Annotated in this window: 16 protein-coding genes and 1 riboswitch; of the genes, 9 read left to right on the plus strand and 7 right to left on the minus strand. The window is 71.0% G+C overall.

Annotation, left to right across the window (positions count from 1 at the left end; genetic code table 11):
• The 5 genes from CSC62_RS01430 to CSC62_RS01450 form a co-directional block, all read left to right on the plus strand.
• A partial coding sequence (locus tag CSC62_RS01430) for a ribonucleoside-diphosphate reductase subunit alpha (protein ID WP_162404391.1) occupies window positions 1–2366 on the plus strand: 2366 nt, incomplete at its 5' end.
• Window positions 2367–2547: 181 nt separating this feature from the next.
• Window positions 2548–3609, plus strand: a complete 1062-nt coding sequence (locus tag CSC62_RS01435; RefSeq protein WP_162404392.1) for a ribonucleotide-diphosphate reductase subunit beta — start codon at window positions 2548–2550, stop codon at window positions 3607–3609.
• A gap of 7 nt (window positions 3610–3616) precedes the next feature.
• Window positions 3617–4123 (plus strand): flavodoxin, encoded by a 507-nt coding sequence (locus tag CSC62_RS01440; RefSeq protein WP_162404393.1) that lies wholly within the window; start codon window positions 3617–3619, stop codon window positions 4121–4123.
• Window positions 4095–4421, plus strand: a complete 327-nt coding sequence (locus CSC62_RS01445) for a thioredoxin family protein (RefSeq protein ID WP_162404394.1) — start codon at window positions 4095–4097, stop codon at window positions 4419–4421. Before CSC62_RS01440 ends, CSC62_RS01445 begins: the two co-directional genes overlap by 29 nt.
• Window positions 4422–4521: 100 nt before the next feature.
• On the plus strand, window positions 4522–4935 hold the full coding sequence (locus CSC62_RS01450; RefSeq protein WP_162404577.1) for an acyl-CoA thioesterase: 414 nt from the start codon (window positions 4522–4524) through the stop codon (window positions 4933–4935).
• A gap of 15 nt (window positions 4936–4950) precedes the next feature.
• On the opposite strand, the gene CSC62_RS01455 is transcribed toward CSC62_RS01450, so the two are convergent.
• The 4 genes from CSC62_RS01455 to metE form a co-directional block, all read right to left on the minus strand.
• Window positions 4951–5148 (minus strand): oxidoreductase-like domain-containing protein, encoded by a 198-nt coding sequence (locus CSC62_RS01455; protein WP_162404395.1) that lies wholly within the window; start codon window positions 5146–5148, stop codon window positions 4951–4953.
• A 41-nt stretch (window positions 5149–5189) separates the two neighbouring features.
• A complete protein-coding gene (locus CSC62_RS01460; RefSeq protein ID WP_162404396.1) occupies window positions 5190–5816 on the minus strand; it encodes a nicotinamidase in 627 nt (208 codons plus the stop codon).
• 26 nt (window positions 5817–5842) lie between these two features.
• Window positions 5843–6739, minus strand: a complete 897-nt coding sequence (locus CSC62_RS01465; protein WP_211368906.1) for a fructose bisphosphate aldolase — start codon at window positions 6737–6739, stop codon at window positions 5843–5845.
• 168 nt (window positions 6740–6907) lie between these two features.
• On the minus strand, window positions 6908–9199 hold the full coding sequence (gene metE / locus CSC62_RS01470) for a 5-methyltetrahydropteroyltriglutamate--homocysteine S-methyltransferase (RefSeq protein ID WP_162404397.1): 2292 nt from the start codon (window positions 9197–9199) through the stop codon (window positions 6908–6910).
• A 207-nt stretch (window positions 9200–9406) separates the two neighbouring features.
• A riboswitch (cobalamin riboswitch) is annotated at window positions 9407–9647 on the minus strand.
• Between the two features lie 75 nt (window positions 9648–9722).
• Between metE and CSC62_RS01475 the strand changes: the two genes are divergently transcribed.
• From CSC62_RS01475 to purU, 3 genes are all read left to right on the plus strand, one after another.
• Window positions 9723–10622 (plus strand): NAD-dependent protein deacetylase, encoded by a 900-nt coding sequence (locus CSC62_RS01475; protein WP_162404398.1) that lies wholly within the window; start codon window positions 9723–9725, stop codon window positions 10620–10622.
• A gap of 69 nt (window positions 10623–10691) precedes the next feature.
• Window positions 10692–11789: an NADH:flavin oxidoreductase/NADH oxidase gene (locus tag CSC62_RS01480; RefSeq protein ID WP_162404399.1), complete on the plus strand. Its 1098-nt coding sequence runs from the start codon at window positions 10692–10694 to the stop codon at window positions 11787–11789.
• 68 nt (window positions 11790–11857) lie between these two features.
• Window positions 11858–12709, plus strand: coding sequence for a formyltetrahydrofolate deformylase (purU, locus tag CSC62_RS01485; RefSeq protein WP_162404400.1), 852 nt, complete (start codon window positions 11858–11860; stop codon window positions 12707–12709).
• 6 nt (window positions 12710–12715) lie between these two features.
• Here the strand turns inward: purU and CSC62_RS01490 are convergent, their stop codons facing one another.
• On the minus strand, window positions 12716–13501 hold the full coding sequence (locus CSC62_RS01490; protein ID WP_162404401.1) for a TSUP family transporter: 786 nt from the start codon (window positions 13499–13501) through the stop codon (window positions 12716–12718).
• A 139-nt stretch (window positions 13502–13640) separates the two neighbouring features.
• Between CSC62_RS01490 and CSC62_RS01495 the strand changes: the two genes are divergently transcribed.
• Entirely contained in the window at window positions 13641–14966 is a 1326-nt protein-coding gene (locus CSC62_RS01495) for a M20 family metallopeptidase (RefSeq protein WP_162404402.1), read from the plus strand.
• 586 nt (window positions 14967–15552) lie between these two features.
• On the opposite strand, the gene CSC62_RS01500 is transcribed toward CSC62_RS01495, so the two are convergent.
• Complete coding sequence (locus CSC62_RS01500) at window positions 15553–17289, minus strand: ExeM/NucH family extracellular endonuclease (protein WP_162404403.1); 1737 nt, start codon at window positions 17287–17289, stop codon at window positions 15553–15555.
• A gap of 113 nt (window positions 17290–17402) precedes the next feature.
• Window positions 17403–17921: a c-type cytochrome gene (locus tag CSC62_RS01505; RefSeq protein WP_162404404.1), complete on the minus strand. Its 519-nt coding sequence runs from the start codon at window positions 17919–17921 to the stop codon at window positions 17403–17405.
• Window positions 17922–17962: the final 41 nt, after the last annotated feature.

Raw genomic sequence — 17962 nt, forward strand, 5'->3', positions numbered from 1 at the left:
CCCGCGAGGCCTCCGCCATGCCCGCCCCCGCCATCGACGAAAGCCAGGTCTCCACCTGGATCACCAAGGAAGCCGGCAACCGCCGGATCCCGTTCGACCGCGCGCGCCTGGAGCGCAGCATCGACGCCATCCACGCCGAGTTCCCGCAGCTGGACGTGGCCGACTACAAGCGCAGCGTGTTCGGCTTCGTCGAGCGCAAGGAGGCGGTCAACGCCGACGACCTGGTCGACCACCTGATCCGCGAGGCCGAGGCCCGGGTCGACCTGACCGCGCCGGAGTGGGAGTACTTCGCCGCGCGCCTGTACCTGCGCCGCCTGTACAAGCGCGCCAGCCGCAACCGCTTCTACGACGCCGAGCAGAAGTACGGCTCCTACGTCGGCCTGCAGGAGTCGCTGGCCGACCGCAACGTCTATTCCAACGACATCCTGCGCGCCTACTCCAAGGAGGAGCTGCAGGAGGCCGGGCGCATGATCGAGCCCGAGCGCGACAAGCTGTTCGCCTACAACGGCCTGTACCTGCTGGCCACCCGCTACCTGGCCACCGACACCTCGCGCGGGGTGTTCGAGCTGCCGCAGGAGCGCTGGCTGACCATTGCCCTGTACCTGATGCAGAACGAGGCCGGCCCGGGCAAGGGCAGCCGCGAGCGGCGCATGCAGCTGGTCGGCGAGGCCTACTGGGCGTTGTCCAACCTGTACATGACCGTGGCCACGCCCACCCTGCAGAACGCCGGCAAGATCGGCGGCCAGCTGTCGAGCTGCTTCATCGACACGGTCGACGACTCCCTGCAGGGCATCTACGACTCCAACACCGACATCGCCCGCGTCTCCAAGGGCGGCGGCGGCGTCGGCGCCTACCTGGGCTACGTGCGCTCGTCGGGCTCGGCGATCCGCGGCGTGCCCAACTCCTCCGGCGGCGTGGTGCCGTGGATCAAGCAGCTCAACAACACCGCCGTGTCGGTGGACCAGCTGGGCCAGCGCAAGGGCGCGGTCGCGGTCTACCTGGACATCTGGCACCGCGACATCGAGGCCTTCCTCGATCTGCGCCTGAACAACGGCGACCAGCGCCTGCGCGCGCACGACGTGTTCACTTCGGTCTGCATCCCCGACATCTTCATGGAGGCGGTGGAGCGCCGCGGCGACTGGTACCTGTTCGACCCGCACGAGGTGAAGCGGGTCAAGGGCTGGTATCTGCAGGACTTCTACGACGAGAAGAAGGGCGATCCCGACGGCACCTTCCGCAGGAAGTACGAGGAGGTCGTCAACGACGAGCGCATCGGCCGCAAGACGGTCAAGGCGATCGAGATCTTCAAGCGGATCATGGTCAGCCAGCTGGAGACCGGCAACCCGTTCATGTTCTACCGCGACGAGGTCAACCGGAAGAATCCGAACAAGCATGCCGGGATGGTGTACTCGTCCAACCTGTGCACCGAGATCCTGCAGAACATGAGCCCCACGAGGCTCATGCAGGAGATCATCTCCGGCAACCAGATCGTCACCACCAAGCAGGCCGGCGACTTTGTCGTGTGCAACCTGTCTTCGGTCAACCTCGGCCGCGCGGTGCTGCCGCAGGAAGGCCAGGGCGACCTGATCACCGACGTGCTCGAGCGCCTGATCCCGATCCAGGTGCGGATGCTCGACAACGTGATCGACCTCAACGACCTGCCGGTGCCGCAGGCCACGATCACCAACCAGAAGTACCGTGCCATCGGCCTGGGCACCTTCGGCTGGCACCACCTGCTGGCGCAGAAGGGCATCCACTGGAACAGCAAGGACGCCGAGGACTACAGCGACGCCCTGTACGAGCGGATCAACTACCTGACCGTGCAGGCGAGCATGGAGCTGGCCAAGGAGAAGGGCACCTACCCGTCCTTCCCGGGCAGCGACTGGCACACCGGCGCCTACTTCCGCGACCGCGACTACAACAGCCCGCAGTGGCTGGACCTGGCCGCCCAGGTCGCGGTCAACGGCGTGCGCAACGGCTGGCTGCTGGCGGTGGCGCCGAACATGTCCCCCGCGCAGATCGCCGGTTCGACCGCCTCGATCGACCCGATCTACTCGGCGTTCTACTACGAGGAGAAGAAGGACTTCCGCCGCCCGGTCGCCGCGCCGGGGCTGTCGCTGGAGACCTGGCCGTACTACGAGAAGGGCGCCTACAAGGTCGACCAGTTCGCCTCGGTGCGGCAGAACGCGCGCCGCCAGCGCCACGTCGACCAGGCCATCAGCTTCAACCTGTACGTGCCGTCGACCATCCGCGCGTCCACGTTGCTGGAACTGCACATGACCGCCTGGCGCGAGGGCATCAAGACCACCTACTACGTGCGCTCCAACGACATCGACATCGCCGAGTGCGAATGGTGTTCGAGCTGACAGCGCATTCGCGCTGACAGCTCCCCAAGGTTCGCTCTGCGAACCTTGGGCCCCGGCTCACGAGCACCCACACCCCCGCGCCTTCGGCGCACCCCCTGACTCAGGGGGCTTTCCTCCAGACAGGTGCGTCGCCGCGGGCTCCTTGCGCAGGGGCGCGACGGCCCGAAACACGAGAAAGTACATGTCCGCTACCGCCCCGCTCACCGCCACGCCGCTCGAACGCATCCGCATCCTCGAGCCGCGCAATCCCAACCGTTCCACCGGGATCATCAACGGCAAGACCTCCGGCATCCTCAACTGGAACGACATTCCGTACCCGTCGTTCTACCGCGCCTACAAGGAACTCTCGACCAACTTCTGGATCCCGGACGAGGTCGACATGAAGGGCGACGCCAAGCAGTACGGCGAGCTCTCGGCGCGCGAGAAGAACGCCTACGACTCGATCATCGGCCTGCTCGCCACCCTGGACTCGCCGCAGACCCGCTTCATCTACAACGTCGCCGAGTACATCACCGACCCGGCCGCGCACGCCAACGCGGCGATCATCGGCCAGCAGGAAGTGATCCACAACGAGAGCTACAGCTACGTGCTGGCCTCGATCACCGACCTGGCCAACCAGAACCGGGTGTTCGAGATCGCCCGCACCCACCCGACGATCCAGAAGCGCAATGCGCCGATCATGCAGTCCTACGACGACTTCATGCGCGAGAAGACCGCCGAGACCCTTTTGCGCTCGCTGATCCAGTCCTCGATCCTGGAGGGCATCAACTTCTATTCCGGCTTCGCCTACTTCTACAACCTGGTACGCCAGAACCGGATGACCGGCACCGGCAAGATCATCAGCTTCATCAACCGCGACGAACTGGCCCACACCAAGTTCATCAGCGAGGTGATCCGCGCCATCGTCGGCGAGAACCCGGAGCTGCAGACCGACGAGCTGACCGACTACGTGCACGGCGCCTTCGCCCACGCGATCGAGCTGGAGACCCAGTGGACCGGCGAGGTGCTGGACGGGATCGACGGCATCGACGTGGACGAGATGATCCGCTACGTGAAGTACCGCGCCAACAAGATGGCCGGCATGCTCGGGATCGAGAAGCTGTACGCCGAGACCACCGACAACGTGATGCCGTGGATCAAGGCCTACGCCGACAACTTCACCGAGACCAAGACCGACTTCTTCGAGATGCGCAACGCCAGCTACAAGAAGACCAACTCGGACAACGGCTTCGACGACCTCTAGCGTTCCCATGCGCATCCTGATCGCCTTCACCTCGCTCAGCGGCAACACCCGCGACGTCGCCCGCCAAGTGCGCGCGCGCTGCGAGGCCGCGGGGCACCAGGTGAGCTGGATCGAGGCCGGGGTGCAGACCCTGGCCGACGCCGGCGACCCGCGCCACGACCTCTACCTGCTCGGCGCCTGGACCGACAACGCCGGGCGCACGCCCGGCGAGATGAAGGCGCTGATCGCCGAGCTGGTCGAGGCGGTGGGCAAGCCGCCGCGGCTGGCGGTGTTCGGCACCGGCGAGACCCAGTGGGGCGAGGAGTACTACTGCGGCGCGGTGCGCCGGATCGCCGCGTTCTTCGGCAGCGGCTATCCGCGGCTGGAGATCGAGCAGATGCCGCACGGCGAGCGCGACGCGTTGAAGATCCAGCGCTGGACCGACCACATCCTGACCTGTACCCAGCGCATGCCCGGCCCGGGCATGCCCAGCGAGACCTCTCCCCATGCAGACCCTGCACGCTTCGTCGCCTGACGACTACGCCTCCGCCGTCGCCGCCCACCCGCGCCTGCTGGTGGACTTCTACAAGGACAACTGCCCGGGCTGCACCATGCTCGACATGTCGCTGAGGAAGTTCGCCGCCGAGCCGGACGCGCAGGGCCTGGTCCTGCTCAAGGTCAAGCTCGAACAGGTGGGCGAGGAGTTCTTCCGTGGCCTGGGCCTGCGCCAGACCCCGACCCTGGCGGTATTCCGCGAGGGCGCCGAGGTCGCGCGCCTGCCCGGCTTCCAGTCGCCGGTGCAGGTCGCCGCCGCGGTCGGCGCCCACTTGTAGGAGCCGGTGGGGGAGGCATCGCCCGCCGGCCTGCACGCCATCCTCCGCCGGATCGGCGATGATGCCTGCGGGAGGCCGCGACGACCTGGAGAACACCGCGATGTCCGAAGTCCTGCAAGGCGAAGCGCGCCCGATCGAGGCGCGCCTGCTGCACATGGTATTCCCCGACCACACCAACCACCTGGGCACGCTGTTCGGCGGCCAGGCCCTGGCGTGGATGGACATGGCCTCGTTCATCGCGGCCTCGCGCTACGCGCGCAGCACCGTGGTCACCGCGCGCTCGGAGCAGGTCGACTTCAACCAGCCGATCCACAAGGGCGACCTGGTCGAGGTGGTCGCGCGCCTGGTCAAGGTCGGGCGCAGCTCGATGAGCGTGGACGTGGAGGTCATCACCGAGGACCTGCTCAGCGGCGAGCGCAAGCTGTGCACCCGCGGCCACTTCGTGATGATTGCCCTGGACCCGCTGGGCCGGCCGACGCCGGTGCCGCCGTTGCCGGCGCCCGCGTCGCCATAGGAATGGTCTTCGGCTCTACGGGAGCGGCCCGTCCGGGTGCCGCCGCTTCCATTCGGCCAGCGCCTGCCGGTACCCGTCCAGCGCTTCGGCGTACAGGTCGTACACGCAGATCGGGCAGCCGCTCTCGCAGCACTCGTTCGGCAGGGGCTTCTCCGGCGGGACCGGAGGCGGGTCGTCGTCGGGCGCGGGCGGGGCGGGGGGTTCGGGGTGCATCGCCGGCAGAGCCTAGCAGCCCTCCCCTGTACGGGCCGGTCCTACAGCAGCGCGATCCCCGCCGCGTCCAGGGTCTGGCGGGTGGCGGCGTCGCCGGCGGGCGTCACCGGCCGGGTCAGCTGCCACAGGAAGCGCACCCGGAAGCCGGCCGCTGCCGCGTCCTGCGCGGTCCACAGCACGCAGTAGTCGCGCGCCAGGCCGCAGACGTGGACCTCGTCGATGCCGCGTTCGCGCAGCCAGCCGGCCAGGCCGGTGGGTGGCCGGCTACCGCCAGGGCCGTGGTTCCCGCGCAGGCCGCTGTAGGAATCGACCTGCGGGTCGGTGCCCTTGCGCAGGACCAGGTCGAGCGGCGTCCAGTCCACCCGCGGATCCAGCGCCGCGCCCGGCGTGCCCTGCACGCAATGGTCGGGCCACAGCACCTGCGGGTGGCCGTGCAGTTCGATGGTCTCGAACGGCCGGCGCCCCGGATGCGAGCTGGCGAACGAGGCGTGCCCGGGCGGATGCCAGTCCTGGGTCGCGACCACGGTGCGGTAGCGGCGCGATCGCAGCAGGGCATCGACGCCCGGCACGATCGCGTCGCCCTCGTGGCAGGCCAGCGCGCCGCCGGGCATGAAGTCCGGCTGCAGGTCGACCACGACCAGGGCGGTGGTATCGGGATACGGGCTCATGCGACGGCTGGCGGCGCGGCCGTCGCTCAGGCGATCGAGGCGCGGTAGATCGATTCGATCGATGCGTCCAGCGCCTGGTCGAACTGCGCGTCGTCCTGCTGCGCGCTCAGGCCCTCGGTCAGGGCGCGGCTGAAGCTGGCGATCACGCCGGGGTTCCGGGCCAGCTTCGCGTTGGCCTCCTCGCGGCTGTAGCCGCCCGACAGCGCCACCACCTTGAGCACCGCCGGGTGCTCGACCAGTTCCTTGAAGTAGCCGTCCACGCTGGGCAGGGTCAGCTTGAGGATCACCGGGGTCGCCGGATCGAGCGCGTCCAGCCGCGCCAGCAGGCCCTGCTTCAGCGCGACCTCGATCGCCTGCTTGTCGGCGGCCTTGATGTCCACCTCCGGCTCGACGATCGGCACCAGGCCGGCGGCCAGCACCTGGCGCGCCAGCTCGAACTGCTGGTCGAGCACGTCGGCAATGCCCTTGGCGTTGTTGGCCTTGATCACCGAGCGCTCCTTGGTGCCGAACACGCCCTTGGCCTTGGCCCGCGCCAGCAACGCGTCCAGGCCGGGGATCGGCTTGAGCCGCTGCACGCCGTCGGCCTCGTCCTCCAGGCCCTTGTCGATCTTCAGGAACGGCACGACCTGGCGGGTCTCCCACAGGTAGGTGGCCGCGTCCTGGCCGTCGAAGCGGTCGTCCAGGGTGCGCTCGAACAGGATCGCGCCGAGCACCCGCCCGCCCTTGCCGAAGGCCGGGCTGGTGACGATCCGCTCGCGCATGCGGTGGACCAGGGCGAACATCTCCGCCTCGCCGGAATAGTCCGATTCGCCGATGCCGTAGAGCTTGAGCGCCTTGGGCGTGCTGCCGCCGCTCTGGTCGAGGGCGGCGATGAAACCCTGGCCGGACGCGATCCGGTCCTTCTGCTGCTGGTTGATCGACACGGCGGCTCCTGTGCGATGGCGGCGATGGGGAAAGGCCATGTTAGGCCGGCGTTCGCGCGCCTGCACGACGACAACGCTGTCGTCGGCCAAGCGGCGCGCGTCCGTGCGCGCCTGTCGCATCCGCCCCTGTGGTCGCCGCGGCCCGGGTGGCGGCATGGCCTTGCCGGCTCAGGCCGCCTGGGCGCGCCCGCCGCGCAGGATCCGCGCGGCCTCGACCATCCGCTCCAGCGCGGCGCGGGTCTCGGCCCAGCCGCGGGTCTTCAGGCCGCAGTCCGGGTTGACCCAGATCTGCTCGGGCGCCAGCACCGCGCGCGCCTTCTCCAGCAGCCCGACCATCTCGGCGGTGGTCGGCACCCGCGGCGAATGGATGTCGTACACGCCCGGGCCGATCTCGTTGGGGTAGCGGAACCTGACGAACGCATCCAGCAGCTCCATCCGCGAGCGCGAGGTCTCGATCGAGATCACGTCGGCGTCCATCGCCGCCACCGCCTCGATGATGTCGTTGAACTCCGAGTAGCACATGTGGGTGTGGATCTGGGTCTCGTCGGCCACGCCCGAGGCGCTCAGGCGGAAGCTGTGCACCGCCCAGTCCAGGTACGCCGACCACTGCGCGCGGCGCAGCGGCAGGCCTTCGCGCAGGGCCGGCTCGTCGATCTGGATGACCTTGATCCCGGCCGCCTCCAGGTCGGTCACCTCGTCGCGCAGGGCCAGGGCGATCTGCCGGCAGGTGTCGGCGCGCGGCTGGTCGTCGCGCACGAACGACCACTGCAGCACCGTCACCGGGCCGGTGAGCATGCCCTTCATCGGCCGCGGCGTGAGCGACTGGGCGAACTTCGACCAGCGCACGGTCATCGGCGCCGGCCGGACCACGTCGCCGAAGATCACCGGCGGCTTCACGCAGCGGCTGCCGTAGCTCTGCACCCAGCCCAGCTTGGTGAAGGCGAAGCCGTCCAGCTGCTCGCCGAAGTACTCGACCATGTCGTTGCGCTCGAACTCGCCGTGGACCAGCACGTCAATCCCGATCTGCTCCTGGTAGCGCACGCACTTCTCGGTCTCGGCTTCGAGGAAGGCGTCGTAGCCGGCCTCGTCGAGCCTGCCGGACTTGAACCGGGCCCGCGCCTCGCGCACCTCGTGGGTCTGCGGGAACGAACCGATGGTGGTGGTGGGATAGAGCGGCAGGCCGAGCGCGGCGGCCTGGGCCTGGCGGCGCTGCGGGTAGGGCGAGCGGCGACGGGCGGCATCGGCGTCCAGCGCGGCCAGGCGCGCGGCCACGGCCGGGCGGTGGACGCGCGGGGAGGCCTTGCGCGACTCGATCCGGGCGCGCGCGTCCTCCAGCGCGGCCTCGGCGCCGTCGCGGCCGTCCAGGGCATCGGCCAGGACCTTGATCTCGCCCAGCTTCTGCCTGGCGAACGACAGCCAGGACTTGAGGTCGGCCTCCAGCGCCTTTTCCCCGTCCAGGTCCACCGGCACGTGCAGCAGCGAGCACGACGGCGCCAGCCACAGGTTCTCCGCGCCGACCCGGTTGCGGGCGTAGCGGGCCAGCAGCAGGGCGTTGTCCAGGCGGGTGCGCCAGATGTTGCGGCCGTCGACCAGGCCGGCGGAGAGCACGCGTCCGGCGGGGAGTTTGTCGAGCACCGCCTCCAGCTGCTCGGGTGCGCGCACCAGGTCCAGGTGCAGGCCGTCCACCGGCAGCGAGGCGGCCAGCTCCAGGTTGTCGCCCAGGGCGCCGAAGTAAGCGGCCAGCAAAAGCTTCGGCCGCGGGCCGGCGGCCAGCGCGGCGTAGGCGCGGCGGTAGGCGTCCTGCACCGCCGGCGACAGGTCCAGCACCAGCGCCGGCTCGTCGATCTGCACCCACTGCGCGCCGGCGGCCTGGAGCTTCTGCAGCAGCTGCGCGTACACCGGCAGCAGGCGCTCGAGCAGGGCGAAGCGGTCGCTGCCGTCCACGCTCTTGGCCAGCCACAGGAAGGTCACCGGGCCGATCAGCACCGGCCGGGTCTCGATGCCCAGGGCCTTGGCCTCCAGGTACTCGGCCAGCGGCTTGTCGCCGCGCAGGGCGAACGGCTGGCCGGCTTCGAGTTCGGGCACCAGGTAGTGGTAGTTGGTGTCGAACCACTTGGTCATCTCCAGCGCGCGCAGGTCGATGCCGTCGCGCTGGTGGCCGCGGGCCAGGGCGAAGTAGCCGGCCAGCGGGTCGGCGTCGGCCAGGGCGCGGTGGCTGGACGGAATGGCGTCGAACAGGAAGGCGGTGTCCAGCACCTGGTCGTACAGCGAGAAGTCGTTGGACGGCGGCAGGTCGATGCCGGCGTCGCGCTGCAGGGTCCAGTGGCGGGCGCGCAGCTGCCGGCCGACCGCGTGCAGCTGGTCGGCGGACAGTTCGCCGCGCCAGTGCGATTCCAGGGCGTGCTTGAGTTCGCGGCGGGCCCCGATGCGGGGGAAGCCGAGGTTGGTGGTGAGCGTCATCGTGCGATTCCTCATGCGTGGTCGATGAGGAACGAAGGGCGGGCGCCGCCCGTGGCCGTGGCCATGCGCGGAACCGTGGCGACCTTCGCCCCCGCGGGCGAACCGGAACCAACGCGGGGACGGGCACGGGGACGCGCGCACGGCGTGGCGCCATGCGCGGGGCTCCGGCCGCCTCCCCGCGGAGGCTCCAGGTCAGGCGGAAGGCGGGCATGCCTTCCGGCCGGGGCAGGTCTTCGGGCTCGTGGACGGGCGGCGCGCACGCGCGCCGTGGCCTACTGTCCGCCGCTTCCCGGCCCGCGAGGGCCAGTGCGATGGCGGAGGTCGTTTCCAGTTACCGCTGCGGGGCAGCGCCGGAATTGCGCCTGCGGGCAGGCGCGCACCGGACTTCCCTTTTAATTCATCTCTGCATCGTGATGAAGAGATGAAACCGTCGGCGGGCGCCACGTTAGCGGGGCCGGGCGGCGGCGTCAATGGTCTTGCGGCCGACCTTGCCCGCGAGCGGCGGCGGCCCCATGAGGAGGGGATGAGTTCCGATCCTGCCCCGGCATTCGCAAGCGGTCCCGTCGCCGCGCCTGCATCGCCCGATCCGCCTGGCCTGGATGCGCTGCGCGGATTCCTGGACCGCCATCGCCGCCTGTTCGTGCTCACCGGCGCCGGGATCAGCACCGGCTCGGGTATTCCCGACTACCGCGACGCCGACGGCGGCTGGAAGCGGGTGCCGCCGATCACCTTCCAGGCCTTCACCGGCCAGGACGCGACCCGCCGCCGCTACTGGGCGCGCAGCCTGGCCGGCTGGCCGCGCTTCGCGCAGGCCCGGCCCAATGCCGCCCATCGCGCCCTGGCCGCGCTGGAGGCGCAGGGCCGGATCGAGGTGCTGGTGACCCAGAACGTGGACGGCCTGCACCAGCGCGCCGGCCAGGCGGCGGTGATCGACCTGCACGGGCGCCTGGACCGGGTGGTGTGCCTGGGCTGCGGCGCGGACCTGTCGCGGGCGGAGTTCCAGCACGAGCTGCTGGCGCGCAACCTGGGGTGGGAGCGTCACGTGGCGGAGATCGCGCCCGACGGCGACGCCGACCTGGAGGGCGTGGACTTCGCCGCGTTCGCGGTGCCGGACTGCGCGCTTTGCGGCGGCCTGCTCAAGCCGGACGTGGTGTTCTACGGCGAGAGCGTGCCGCGGGCACGGGTCGAAGCGGCGGTCGCGCACCTGCGGCGCAGCGACGCGGTGCTGGTGGTGGGGTCCTCGCTGATGGTCTGGTCCGGCTTCCGCTTCGCCCGGATGGCGGCCGAGGCGGGCATCCCGGTGGCGATGCTCAACTGCGGCCGTACCCGCGCCGACGACCTGCTGGCGCTGAAGGTCGAGGCCGATTGCGCGCAGGTACTGCCGTGGCTGGCAGATGCAGTGGCACCGCCCGTGATGCTGTGATCCAGCTGCGGCCTTGATGCGGCCGCCGGCTGGCGCTGCAATGCACGGCCCTCCCTGCCCCTCCCCGCCATGAGCCTGCTGTTCTCGCCGTTGAAGCTCGGCCCGCTGGAACTGTCCAACCGCATCGCCATCGCCCCCATGTGCCAGTACTCGGCGCACGACGGCTGCGTCGGCGACTGGCACCACATCCACCTCGGCACCCTGGCCCTGTCCGGCGCCGGCCTGCTGGTCCTGGAGGCGACCGCGATCGAGCCGCGCGGGCGGATCAGCCATGCCGACCTGGGCCTGTGGAACGACGACCAGGAAGCCGCGCTGGCCGGGTTGCTCGCCTCGCTGCGGCGCTGGTCGCCGATGCCGCTGGGCATCCAGCTGGCCCACGCCGGGCGCAAGGCCTCCACCGCGCGGCCGTGGGAAGGCGGCGGTGCGATCGCCGCCGACGATCCGCAGGGCTGGACCACGGTCGCCCCGTCGGCGCTGGCCTACGACGACAGCCACGGCGTGCCGCAGGCGCTGGACGCGGCCGCGATCGACGCCCTGGTCGAGGACTTCGTCCGCGCCGCCCAGCGGGCCGCGCGGATCGGCCTGGAGCTGGTCGAGATCCACGCCGCCCACGGCTACCTGCTGCACCAGTTCCTCTCGCCGCTGAGCAACGCCCGCGACGACGCCTGGGGCGGCAGCCTGGAGAACCGCATGCGCCTGGTGCTGCGGGTGTTCGAGGCGGTGCGCGCGGCGGTGCCGGCGACGGTCGCGGTCGGGGTGCGGATCTCGGCCACCGACTGGGTCGAGGGCGGCTGGGACCTGGCCCAGAGCATCGAACTGGCGCGCGCGCTGGACGCGCGCGGCTGCCACTTCATCCACGTCTCCAGCGGCGGCCTGGACCCGCGCCAGGCGATCGAGGCGGTGCCGGGCTACCAGGTGCCGTTCGCCGAGGCGATCAAGGCCGAGGTGGCGATGCCGGTGATCGCGGTCGGCCTGATCACCGCGCCGCGCCAGGCCGAGGCGATCCTGGCCGAAGGCCGCGCCGATGCGGTGGCGCTGGCCCGCGGCATCCTCTACGACCCGCGCTGGCCCTGGCACGCGGCGGCCGAACTGGGCGCGAGCGTGGCGCCGGCGCCGCAGTACCTGCGCTGCGAGCCGCGCGAGGCGCGCGGGGTGTTCGGGCGGTAGCCACCCGGGCGGTAACAGCTGCAACCGGCCGCCCGTATCCGCCCGCGCTGCCCTACCATGGCGCCCCTATGCGCCACGACCACATCCTCGCCCTTTCCTGCCCGGACCGTACCGGGATCGTCTACCGCGTCTCCGGGCTGCTGTTCGGCCAGGGCTGCAACATCGTCGACGCCCAGCAGTACGGCGACGAGGAGAGCGGCCGCTTCTTCCTGCGCGTGCACTTCGAGCTGCCGGCGGCCGACGCGCTGCCGGCCCTGCTCGAGCGCTTCGGCCACCTCGCCGGCGAGTTCGAGATGGACTGGCAGATCCACGACGCCCGCCGCCGCGCGCGGCTGCTGGTGCTGGTCAGCAAGCAGGGCCACTGCCTCAACGACCTGCTGTTCCGCGCCCACAGCGGCCAGCTGAAGGTGGACATCGCCGCGGTCGCGTCCAACCATCCGGACTACGCCGCTTTGTCGGCCTCCTACGGCGTGCCCTTCCACCACCTGCCGGTGGATGCCTCCAACCGCGCCCAGCAGGAGCGGGCGATCGTCGACCTGGTCGAGCGCGAGAACGTGGACCTGGTGGTGCTGGCGCGCTACATGCAGATCCTCTCGCCGGACCTGTGCCGGGCCCTGGCCGGGCGCGCGATCAACATCCACCACAGCTTCCTGCCCAGCTTCAAGGGCGCCCAGCCCTACCACCAGGCGCACGCGCGCGGGGTCAAGATCATCGGCGCCACCGCCCACTACGTGACCGAGGACCTGGACGAGGGCCCGATCATCGAGCAGGACGTGGCCCGGGTGGACCACGCGATGACCCCGCGCGACTTGGTGCGGGTGGGCAGCGACATCGAGTCGCAGGTACTGGCGCGGGCGGTGCGCCGCCACGTCGAGCACCGGATCCTGCGCAACGGCCACAAGACCGTCGTGTTCCGCTGACGCGGATCAGATTCCCAGCCACACCCGCAGTGGATGCGTCGGGTCGGCCAGCAGCCGCACGGCCAGCAGGATCGACACCGTGACCAGCAACGGCTTGATCACCCGGGTGCCGTGCCGCATCGCGAAGCGCGAGCCCAGCTGCGCGCCGAGGAACTGGCCGGCGCCCATCGCCAGCCCCACCTTCCACAGCACCGCGCCGGTGCACACGAACACCGCGAACGCGCCCACGTTCGAGCCGAAGTTGAGGAACTTGGTGTGGGCGGTGGCCTTGAGGATGCCGAACCCGGCCAGGGTGACGAAGCCGAGCATCAGGAACGAGCCGGTGCCCGGGCCGAAGATCCCGTCGTAGAGGCCGATCGCCGGGACGAAGGTCAGCCCGAACACGAACGGCGATACCCGACGGTGACGCTCGACCGCGCCGATGTCCGGCTTGAGCGCGAAGTACAGGGCGATGCCGACCAGCAGGAACGGCAGCCCCAGCTTCAGCCAGTCAGCCGGGACCCGGCTGGCCAGCAGCGCGCCGAGCACCGCGCCGGCCGCGGCGGCCAGCGCCATCGGCAGCTGCGCGCGCAGGTCCACGTGTCCGTGCCGGGCGTACGACCAGCTGGCCGAGGCCGAACCGAACAGCGACTGCAGCTTGTTGGTGCCCAGCGCCTGCAGCGGCGGGATCCCGGCCAGCAGCATCGCCGGCAGGGTGATCATGCCGCCGCCGCCGGCGATCGCATCGATGAAGCCGGCCAGCAGGGCGGCCAGGAACAGCAGCAGCAACAGCTGCAGGGCGAGCTCGGGCATCGGGAAGCGAACGGGGCAAGGGGGCGGGGATGGTGGACCGTCGCCCGCGGCCCGTCCATCGTGCGGTGTCGCCGCCGTGACTCGGCATGCCCCGCCATTGCCGCTAGCATCGGCCCATTCCCGTACCGGAGCCGTCGCGATGCCCGCCCGCACCCGTCTTGCCCTGTCCCTGCTGGCCGTGTTGCCGCTGACGGCCCTCGCGCAGCCGTCCGCCGCGCCGGCGCAGCGGCCCGAAGTGGCCGCCGCCGCCCAGCGCCTGCAGCAGCAGGTGATCGACTGGCGGCGCGATTTCCACCAGCACCCGGAGCTGTCCAACCGCGAGGAGCGCACCGCGCGGGTGGTGGCCGAGGAACTGCGCAAGATCGGCCTGCAGCCGCGCACCGGGATTGCCCACCATGGCGTGGTCGCGATCCTCAAGGGCGGCAAGCCGGGGCCGAAGATCGCCCTGCGTGCGGACATGGATGCGCTGCCGGTGACCGAGCGCAGCGGCCTGCCGTTCGCCTCCAAGGCCACCGGCGAGTATCGCGGCGAGACCGTCGGGGTGATGCACGCCTGCGGCCACGACGCCCACACCGGGATCCTGCTCGGCGTGGCCAAGGCGCTGGTGGCGATGAAGGAGCAGTTGCCGGGCGAGGTGATGTTCATCTTCCAGCCCGCCGAGGAGGGCGCGCCGGTCGGCGAGGAGGGCGGCGCAGCGCTGATGCTGGCGCAGGGCCTGTTCAAGGACTACCGGCCGGAGGCCGTGTTCGGCCTGCACGTGTTCTCCTCGGTCCAGGCCGGGCGGATCGCGGTGCGCGGCGGGCCGCTGATGGCCGCCTCCGACCGCTTCAGCATCCGGGTGGTCGGCCGCCAGACCCATGGTTCGCGGCCGTGGGGCGGGGTCGACCCGATCGTCGCCGCGGCCAACCTGGTCGGCACCGCGCAGACGATCGTCAGTCGCCGCACCGACCTGGCCAGGCTGCCGGCGGTGGTGACCTTCGGCGCGGTCAAGGGCGGCATCCGCTACAACATCATCCCCGACGACGTGGAGCTGATCGGCACCATCCGCACCTTCGACGAGGGCATGCGCGAGAAGATCTTCGCCGACCTGCGCAACGTCTCCGAGCACGTGGCCGCCGCGCACGGCGCGCGGGTGGAGGCCAAGGTGCCCGACAGCGACGGCAACCCGGCCACGGTCAACGACCCGGCGCTGACCGCGAGGATGCTGCCGAGCCTGCAGGCGGTGGTCGGCGCGGACAACGTGTACGAGCCGCCGCTGCAGATGGGTTCGGAGGATTTCTCGCTGTTCGGGCAGGAGGTGCCGGCGATGTTCTTCTTCGTCGGCTCGACCGCCAGGGGGATCGACCCGGCGACCGCGCCGGGCAACCACTCGCCGGAGTTCCTGCTCGACGAGTCCTCGCTGGACGTGGGCCTGCGCGCCCTGCTGCAGGTGTCGCTGGATTACCTGCACGGCGGGGCGGGCTGAGGTTGGGGGGGATCGGCAACGGCAAAAGCTATTGGTTGCGCTGGCTTCGGTCGGGGCCGCCGTACCTTGGGTCTGCGGTGCACCGCTCGGGCGGGCGTCCTGCCCGCAACTCGCGGCCGTGGCACGTCCCTGTGCCACTTGCCCCGCAGACCCAAGGCACGACGGCCTCTGCGAACTTGAAGTTCATCGTTTCGGGTGCTTCCACTCTTCAGGTGTCGGCCTGACTCCGTCATCCCGGCGAACACCGGGACCCAGTGCCTTGCTTACCTTGTAGGAGCCGGTCTTGCCGGCGACCGTAGAGGCGAAAGAATCATTGGCACCCGGCTTCAAGCAGACGCATCCGCCATGGCGGTCGCCGGCAAGACCGGCTCCTACAGGAGAAGCAACCCCCGCTTCTCCAAACCGAAGGCACGTATCCCAACGCGCAAGCGTCCGCCGTCGCATGGGGGATGGACCAAGTGGCCATGGATGTGCCACGGCCCCGAGTAAAGACAGGAGGTCGTCCCGAGGGGTGGTCCATCCCCCATGTGACGGCGGACTCCCTCCGAAGCCAGCGCAACCCTATAGCCTTTGCGGTTGCTGGCTTCTACAGGTCGAAGCCCAGCACCAGCGGGTCGTGGTCCGAGCTGCGCCACGGACCGGGGACGTTGCGTCCGTCATAGCCGGCGTCGTCCGGCTCGTCGGCGTTGACGTGCCATTCCACCGCGCCACGCAGCAGGGGCACGGCCGAGGGGCTGAGCAGGGCGTGGTCGAGGCGGCCGCTGAGGCCGTCGTAGACGTAGCTGTAGGGCCGCGCCGCATCGTCGCCTGCGGCCACGGCGAAGGCATCGGCCCAGCCGGCCTCCTCGCGCAGCCAGCGCACCGGATCCTCCATCGCATACGCGTTGAAGTCGCCCAGCAGCACCACCGGGTCGCGGTTGCGGCCGGTCGGGCCCGGATCGAGCCAGGCGTGCAGGGCGGCGGCCGAGCGCAGGCGGGTCGCGTTCCAGCAGCCCTGGCCGTCCTTGCGGTCGGCGTCGTCGCCGGCCGCCTCGCTGCAGCCCTTGGACTTGAAGTGGTTGGCGACCACGACCAGGCGGCCCTTGCCGCCCTTGCGGGCGAAGGCCTGGGCCAGCGGCACCCGGCTCAGCTCGCCGAACGGCCCGGCCTCGAGCACGCGCGGCTTGCCGCGGGTCGCCACCCGGTCTTCGCGGTAGATCAGGCCGACCCGGATGGTGTCGTCGCCCGGGCCGCGGCCGGCGTCGACGAAACGCCACCTGGCGCCATCGGCGTTGAGCGCGGCCACCAGCTGGGCCAGGCTGGACTGCGGGCCGTAGCCGTCGTTCTCCAGCTCCATCAGCGCGGCGATGTCCGGGTCCAGCGCCCGGATCGTGGCCACCAGCTTGGCCAGCTGCGCCTGCAGCTGCTGCGGCGTGCGCGCCCCGCGCGGGGTCGGGAAGCCGCCGCCCTGGCCGTCGCCGTTGAACAGGTTCTCCAGGTTGAACGCGGCCACCTTCAGCGTGCCCGGCACGCCGGGCGGCGGCGGTTGCGGCGCCGGCTGCAGCGCCAGCGGCGCCTGCAGTTGCAGGCGCCAGGCGCCGTTGCGGTGGTCGACGATGCCTTCGGCGCCGGCGACCACGCTGCCCACGCGCGGGGCGATGCCGTCGGCCAGGTAGGCGACGGCGTCCGGATCGCGCTGCTGGCTGCCGTCGTCCAGGGCCAGGCGCCGGCGCGCGTTCTCCGCGTCCAGCTGCGCATGCTCGGCGCTGCCGGGCCGGGCCAGTTCGCTGGGCTGCCACTGGCGGCCGCCGAAGCTGGCGGTGAGCTCGCCGAAGCGGGCCAGGGCGTGGCTGCCGGTGATGGTCAGCGGCGCGTCGATGCGTACGCGCATGCCTTCCAGCGGTTCCCAGTCCGCGGGCAGGGCGGCGATGGCCTGGGCCGCGGGCAGGGTCGCGGTGCGGCAGGGGCCGAGGGTGGCGGCTTCGATCGTGGTCAGGCTGTCGCGGCCCGATGGCAGTTCGACCACCCGGCCGGTGACGCGGCAGCGGGTGCCCATGGCCAGGTTTCCCGGTACGGACAGGCCGGCGGCATCGATGCGCACGAACACCGCGTCGGAGGTGCGCGGATCGCCATCGCCGCCGTCCTGCAGGAACAGTCCGCCCAGGCCGGCGCGGAAGTCGGCGCTGACCACGCCCTCGACCGTCACCTCGCGGCCCTGCCAGGGACTGGTGGCCGCCTCGCCCTGGACCGCGCCGATCGCCAGCGGCGTGGGCGGACGGGCTTCGACGGCCGCCGGCAACAGCGCGCCGAGCAGAAGGGCGGCGGCTAGCGGGAAACGGCGCATGGCGTGCACTCCAGTGGGGTGGCCGCAGCGCGGATGCAGGGGCCGGTTCTGCGAAGGATCGCCGCAAATGCAGACGCCGCCCGGAGGCGGCGTCGTGCGGACAGCGGTGCGGCTTACTTCAGGTTCGAGACCATCCAGTCGACCGTGACCTGGACCTGCTCGTCGGTCAGCGCCGGGTTGCCGCCCTTGGGCGGCATGATCCCGCCGTCCGGGCCGGTGAAACCCTCGATCGCGTGCTTGTACAGGGTCTCCTTGCCCTGGGCGATGCGCGCATCCCAGTGCGCGTGGTCCAGGGTCGGGGCCTTGCCCACGCCATTGGTGTGGCAGGCGCCGCAGAGGTTGTTGTAGATCGTGGCGCCGTCGGTGGTGCCGCCGTAGGCGACCTGCGAGGCGGCGGCAGCCTTGGCGGCCTCGGCCGCGGCGGCCTGGGCGGCGGCGCCGGTATCGCCGGCATAGACCGCGCCGGCCGGGGCGATCCGGGCCTCGGTGCGGGCGGCGGCCGTGGGCGAGACTTCCGGCGGGATGCGGCCGTGCAGGTGGTGCGCCAGCAGGATCAGGCCCAGGGTGATCAGCGCCAGCAGGCCGATCACCATCGAGAACCGCTTCAGGAATTCAAGGTCGTAGTTGCGCACTTCGCGTCCTATTGGCGAGTGGCGCGGCGGCCACAGCTGCC

It is taken from the genome of Pseudoxanthomonas jiangsuensis, from assembly GCF_010093185.1.
Taxonomy (GTDB): Bacteria; Pseudomonadota; Gammaproteobacteria; order Xanthomonadales; family Xanthomonadaceae; genus Pseudoxanthomonas; species Pseudoxanthomonas jiangsuensis.

Coding starts and splice junctions, on each gene's coding strand:
- CSC62_RS01435 (WP_162404392.1), top strand. CDS start 2,548: ATGTCCGCTACCGCCCCGCTCACCGCCACGCCGCTCGAACGCATCCGC.
- CSC62_RS01440 (WP_162404393.1), top strand. CDS start 3,617: ATGCGCATCCTGATCGCCTTCACCTCGCTCAGCGGCAACACCCGCGAC.
- CSC62_RS01445 (WP_162404394.1), top strand. CDS start 4,095: ATGCAGACCCTGCACGCTTCGTCGCCTGACGACTACGCCTCCGCCGTC.
- CSC62_RS01450 (WP_162404577.1), top strand. CDS start 4,522: ATGTCCGAAGTCCTGCAAGGCGAAGCGCGCCCGATCGAGGCGCGCCTG.
- CSC62_RS01455 (WP_162404395.1), bottom strand. CDS start 5,148: ATGCACCCCGAACCCCCCGCCCCGCCCGCGCCCGACGACGACCCGCCT.
- CSC62_RS01460 (WP_162404396.1), bottom strand. CDS start 5,816: ATGAGCCCGTATCCCGATACCACCGCCCTGGTCGTGGTCGACCTGCAG.
- metE (WP_162404397.1), bottom strand. CDS start 9,199: ATGACGCTCACCACCAACCTCGGCTTCCCCCGCATCGGGGCCCGCCGC.
- CSC62_RS01475 (WP_162404398.1), top strand. CDS start 9,723: ATGAGTTCCGATCCTGCCCCGGCATTCGCAAGCGGTCCCGTCGCCGCG.
- CSC62_RS01480 (WP_162404399.1), top strand. CDS start 10,692: ATGAGCCTGCTGTTCTCGCCGTTGAAGCTCGGCCCGCTGGAACTGTCC.
- purU (WP_162404400.1), top strand. CDS start 11,858: ATGCGCCACGACCACATCCTCGCCCTTTCCTGCCCGGACCGTACCGGG.
- CSC62_RS01490 (WP_162404401.1), bottom strand. CDS start 13,501: ATGCCCGAGCTCGCCCTGCAGCTGTTGCTGCTGCTGTTCCTGGCCGCC.
- CSC62_RS01495 (WP_162404402.1), top strand. CDS start 13,641: ATGCCCGCCCGCACCCGTCTTGCCCTGTCCCTGCTGGCCGTGTTGCCG.
- CSC62_RS01500 (WP_162404403.1), bottom strand. CDS start 17,289: ATGCGCCGTTTCCCGCTAGCCGCCGCCCTTCTGCTCGGCGCGCTGTTG.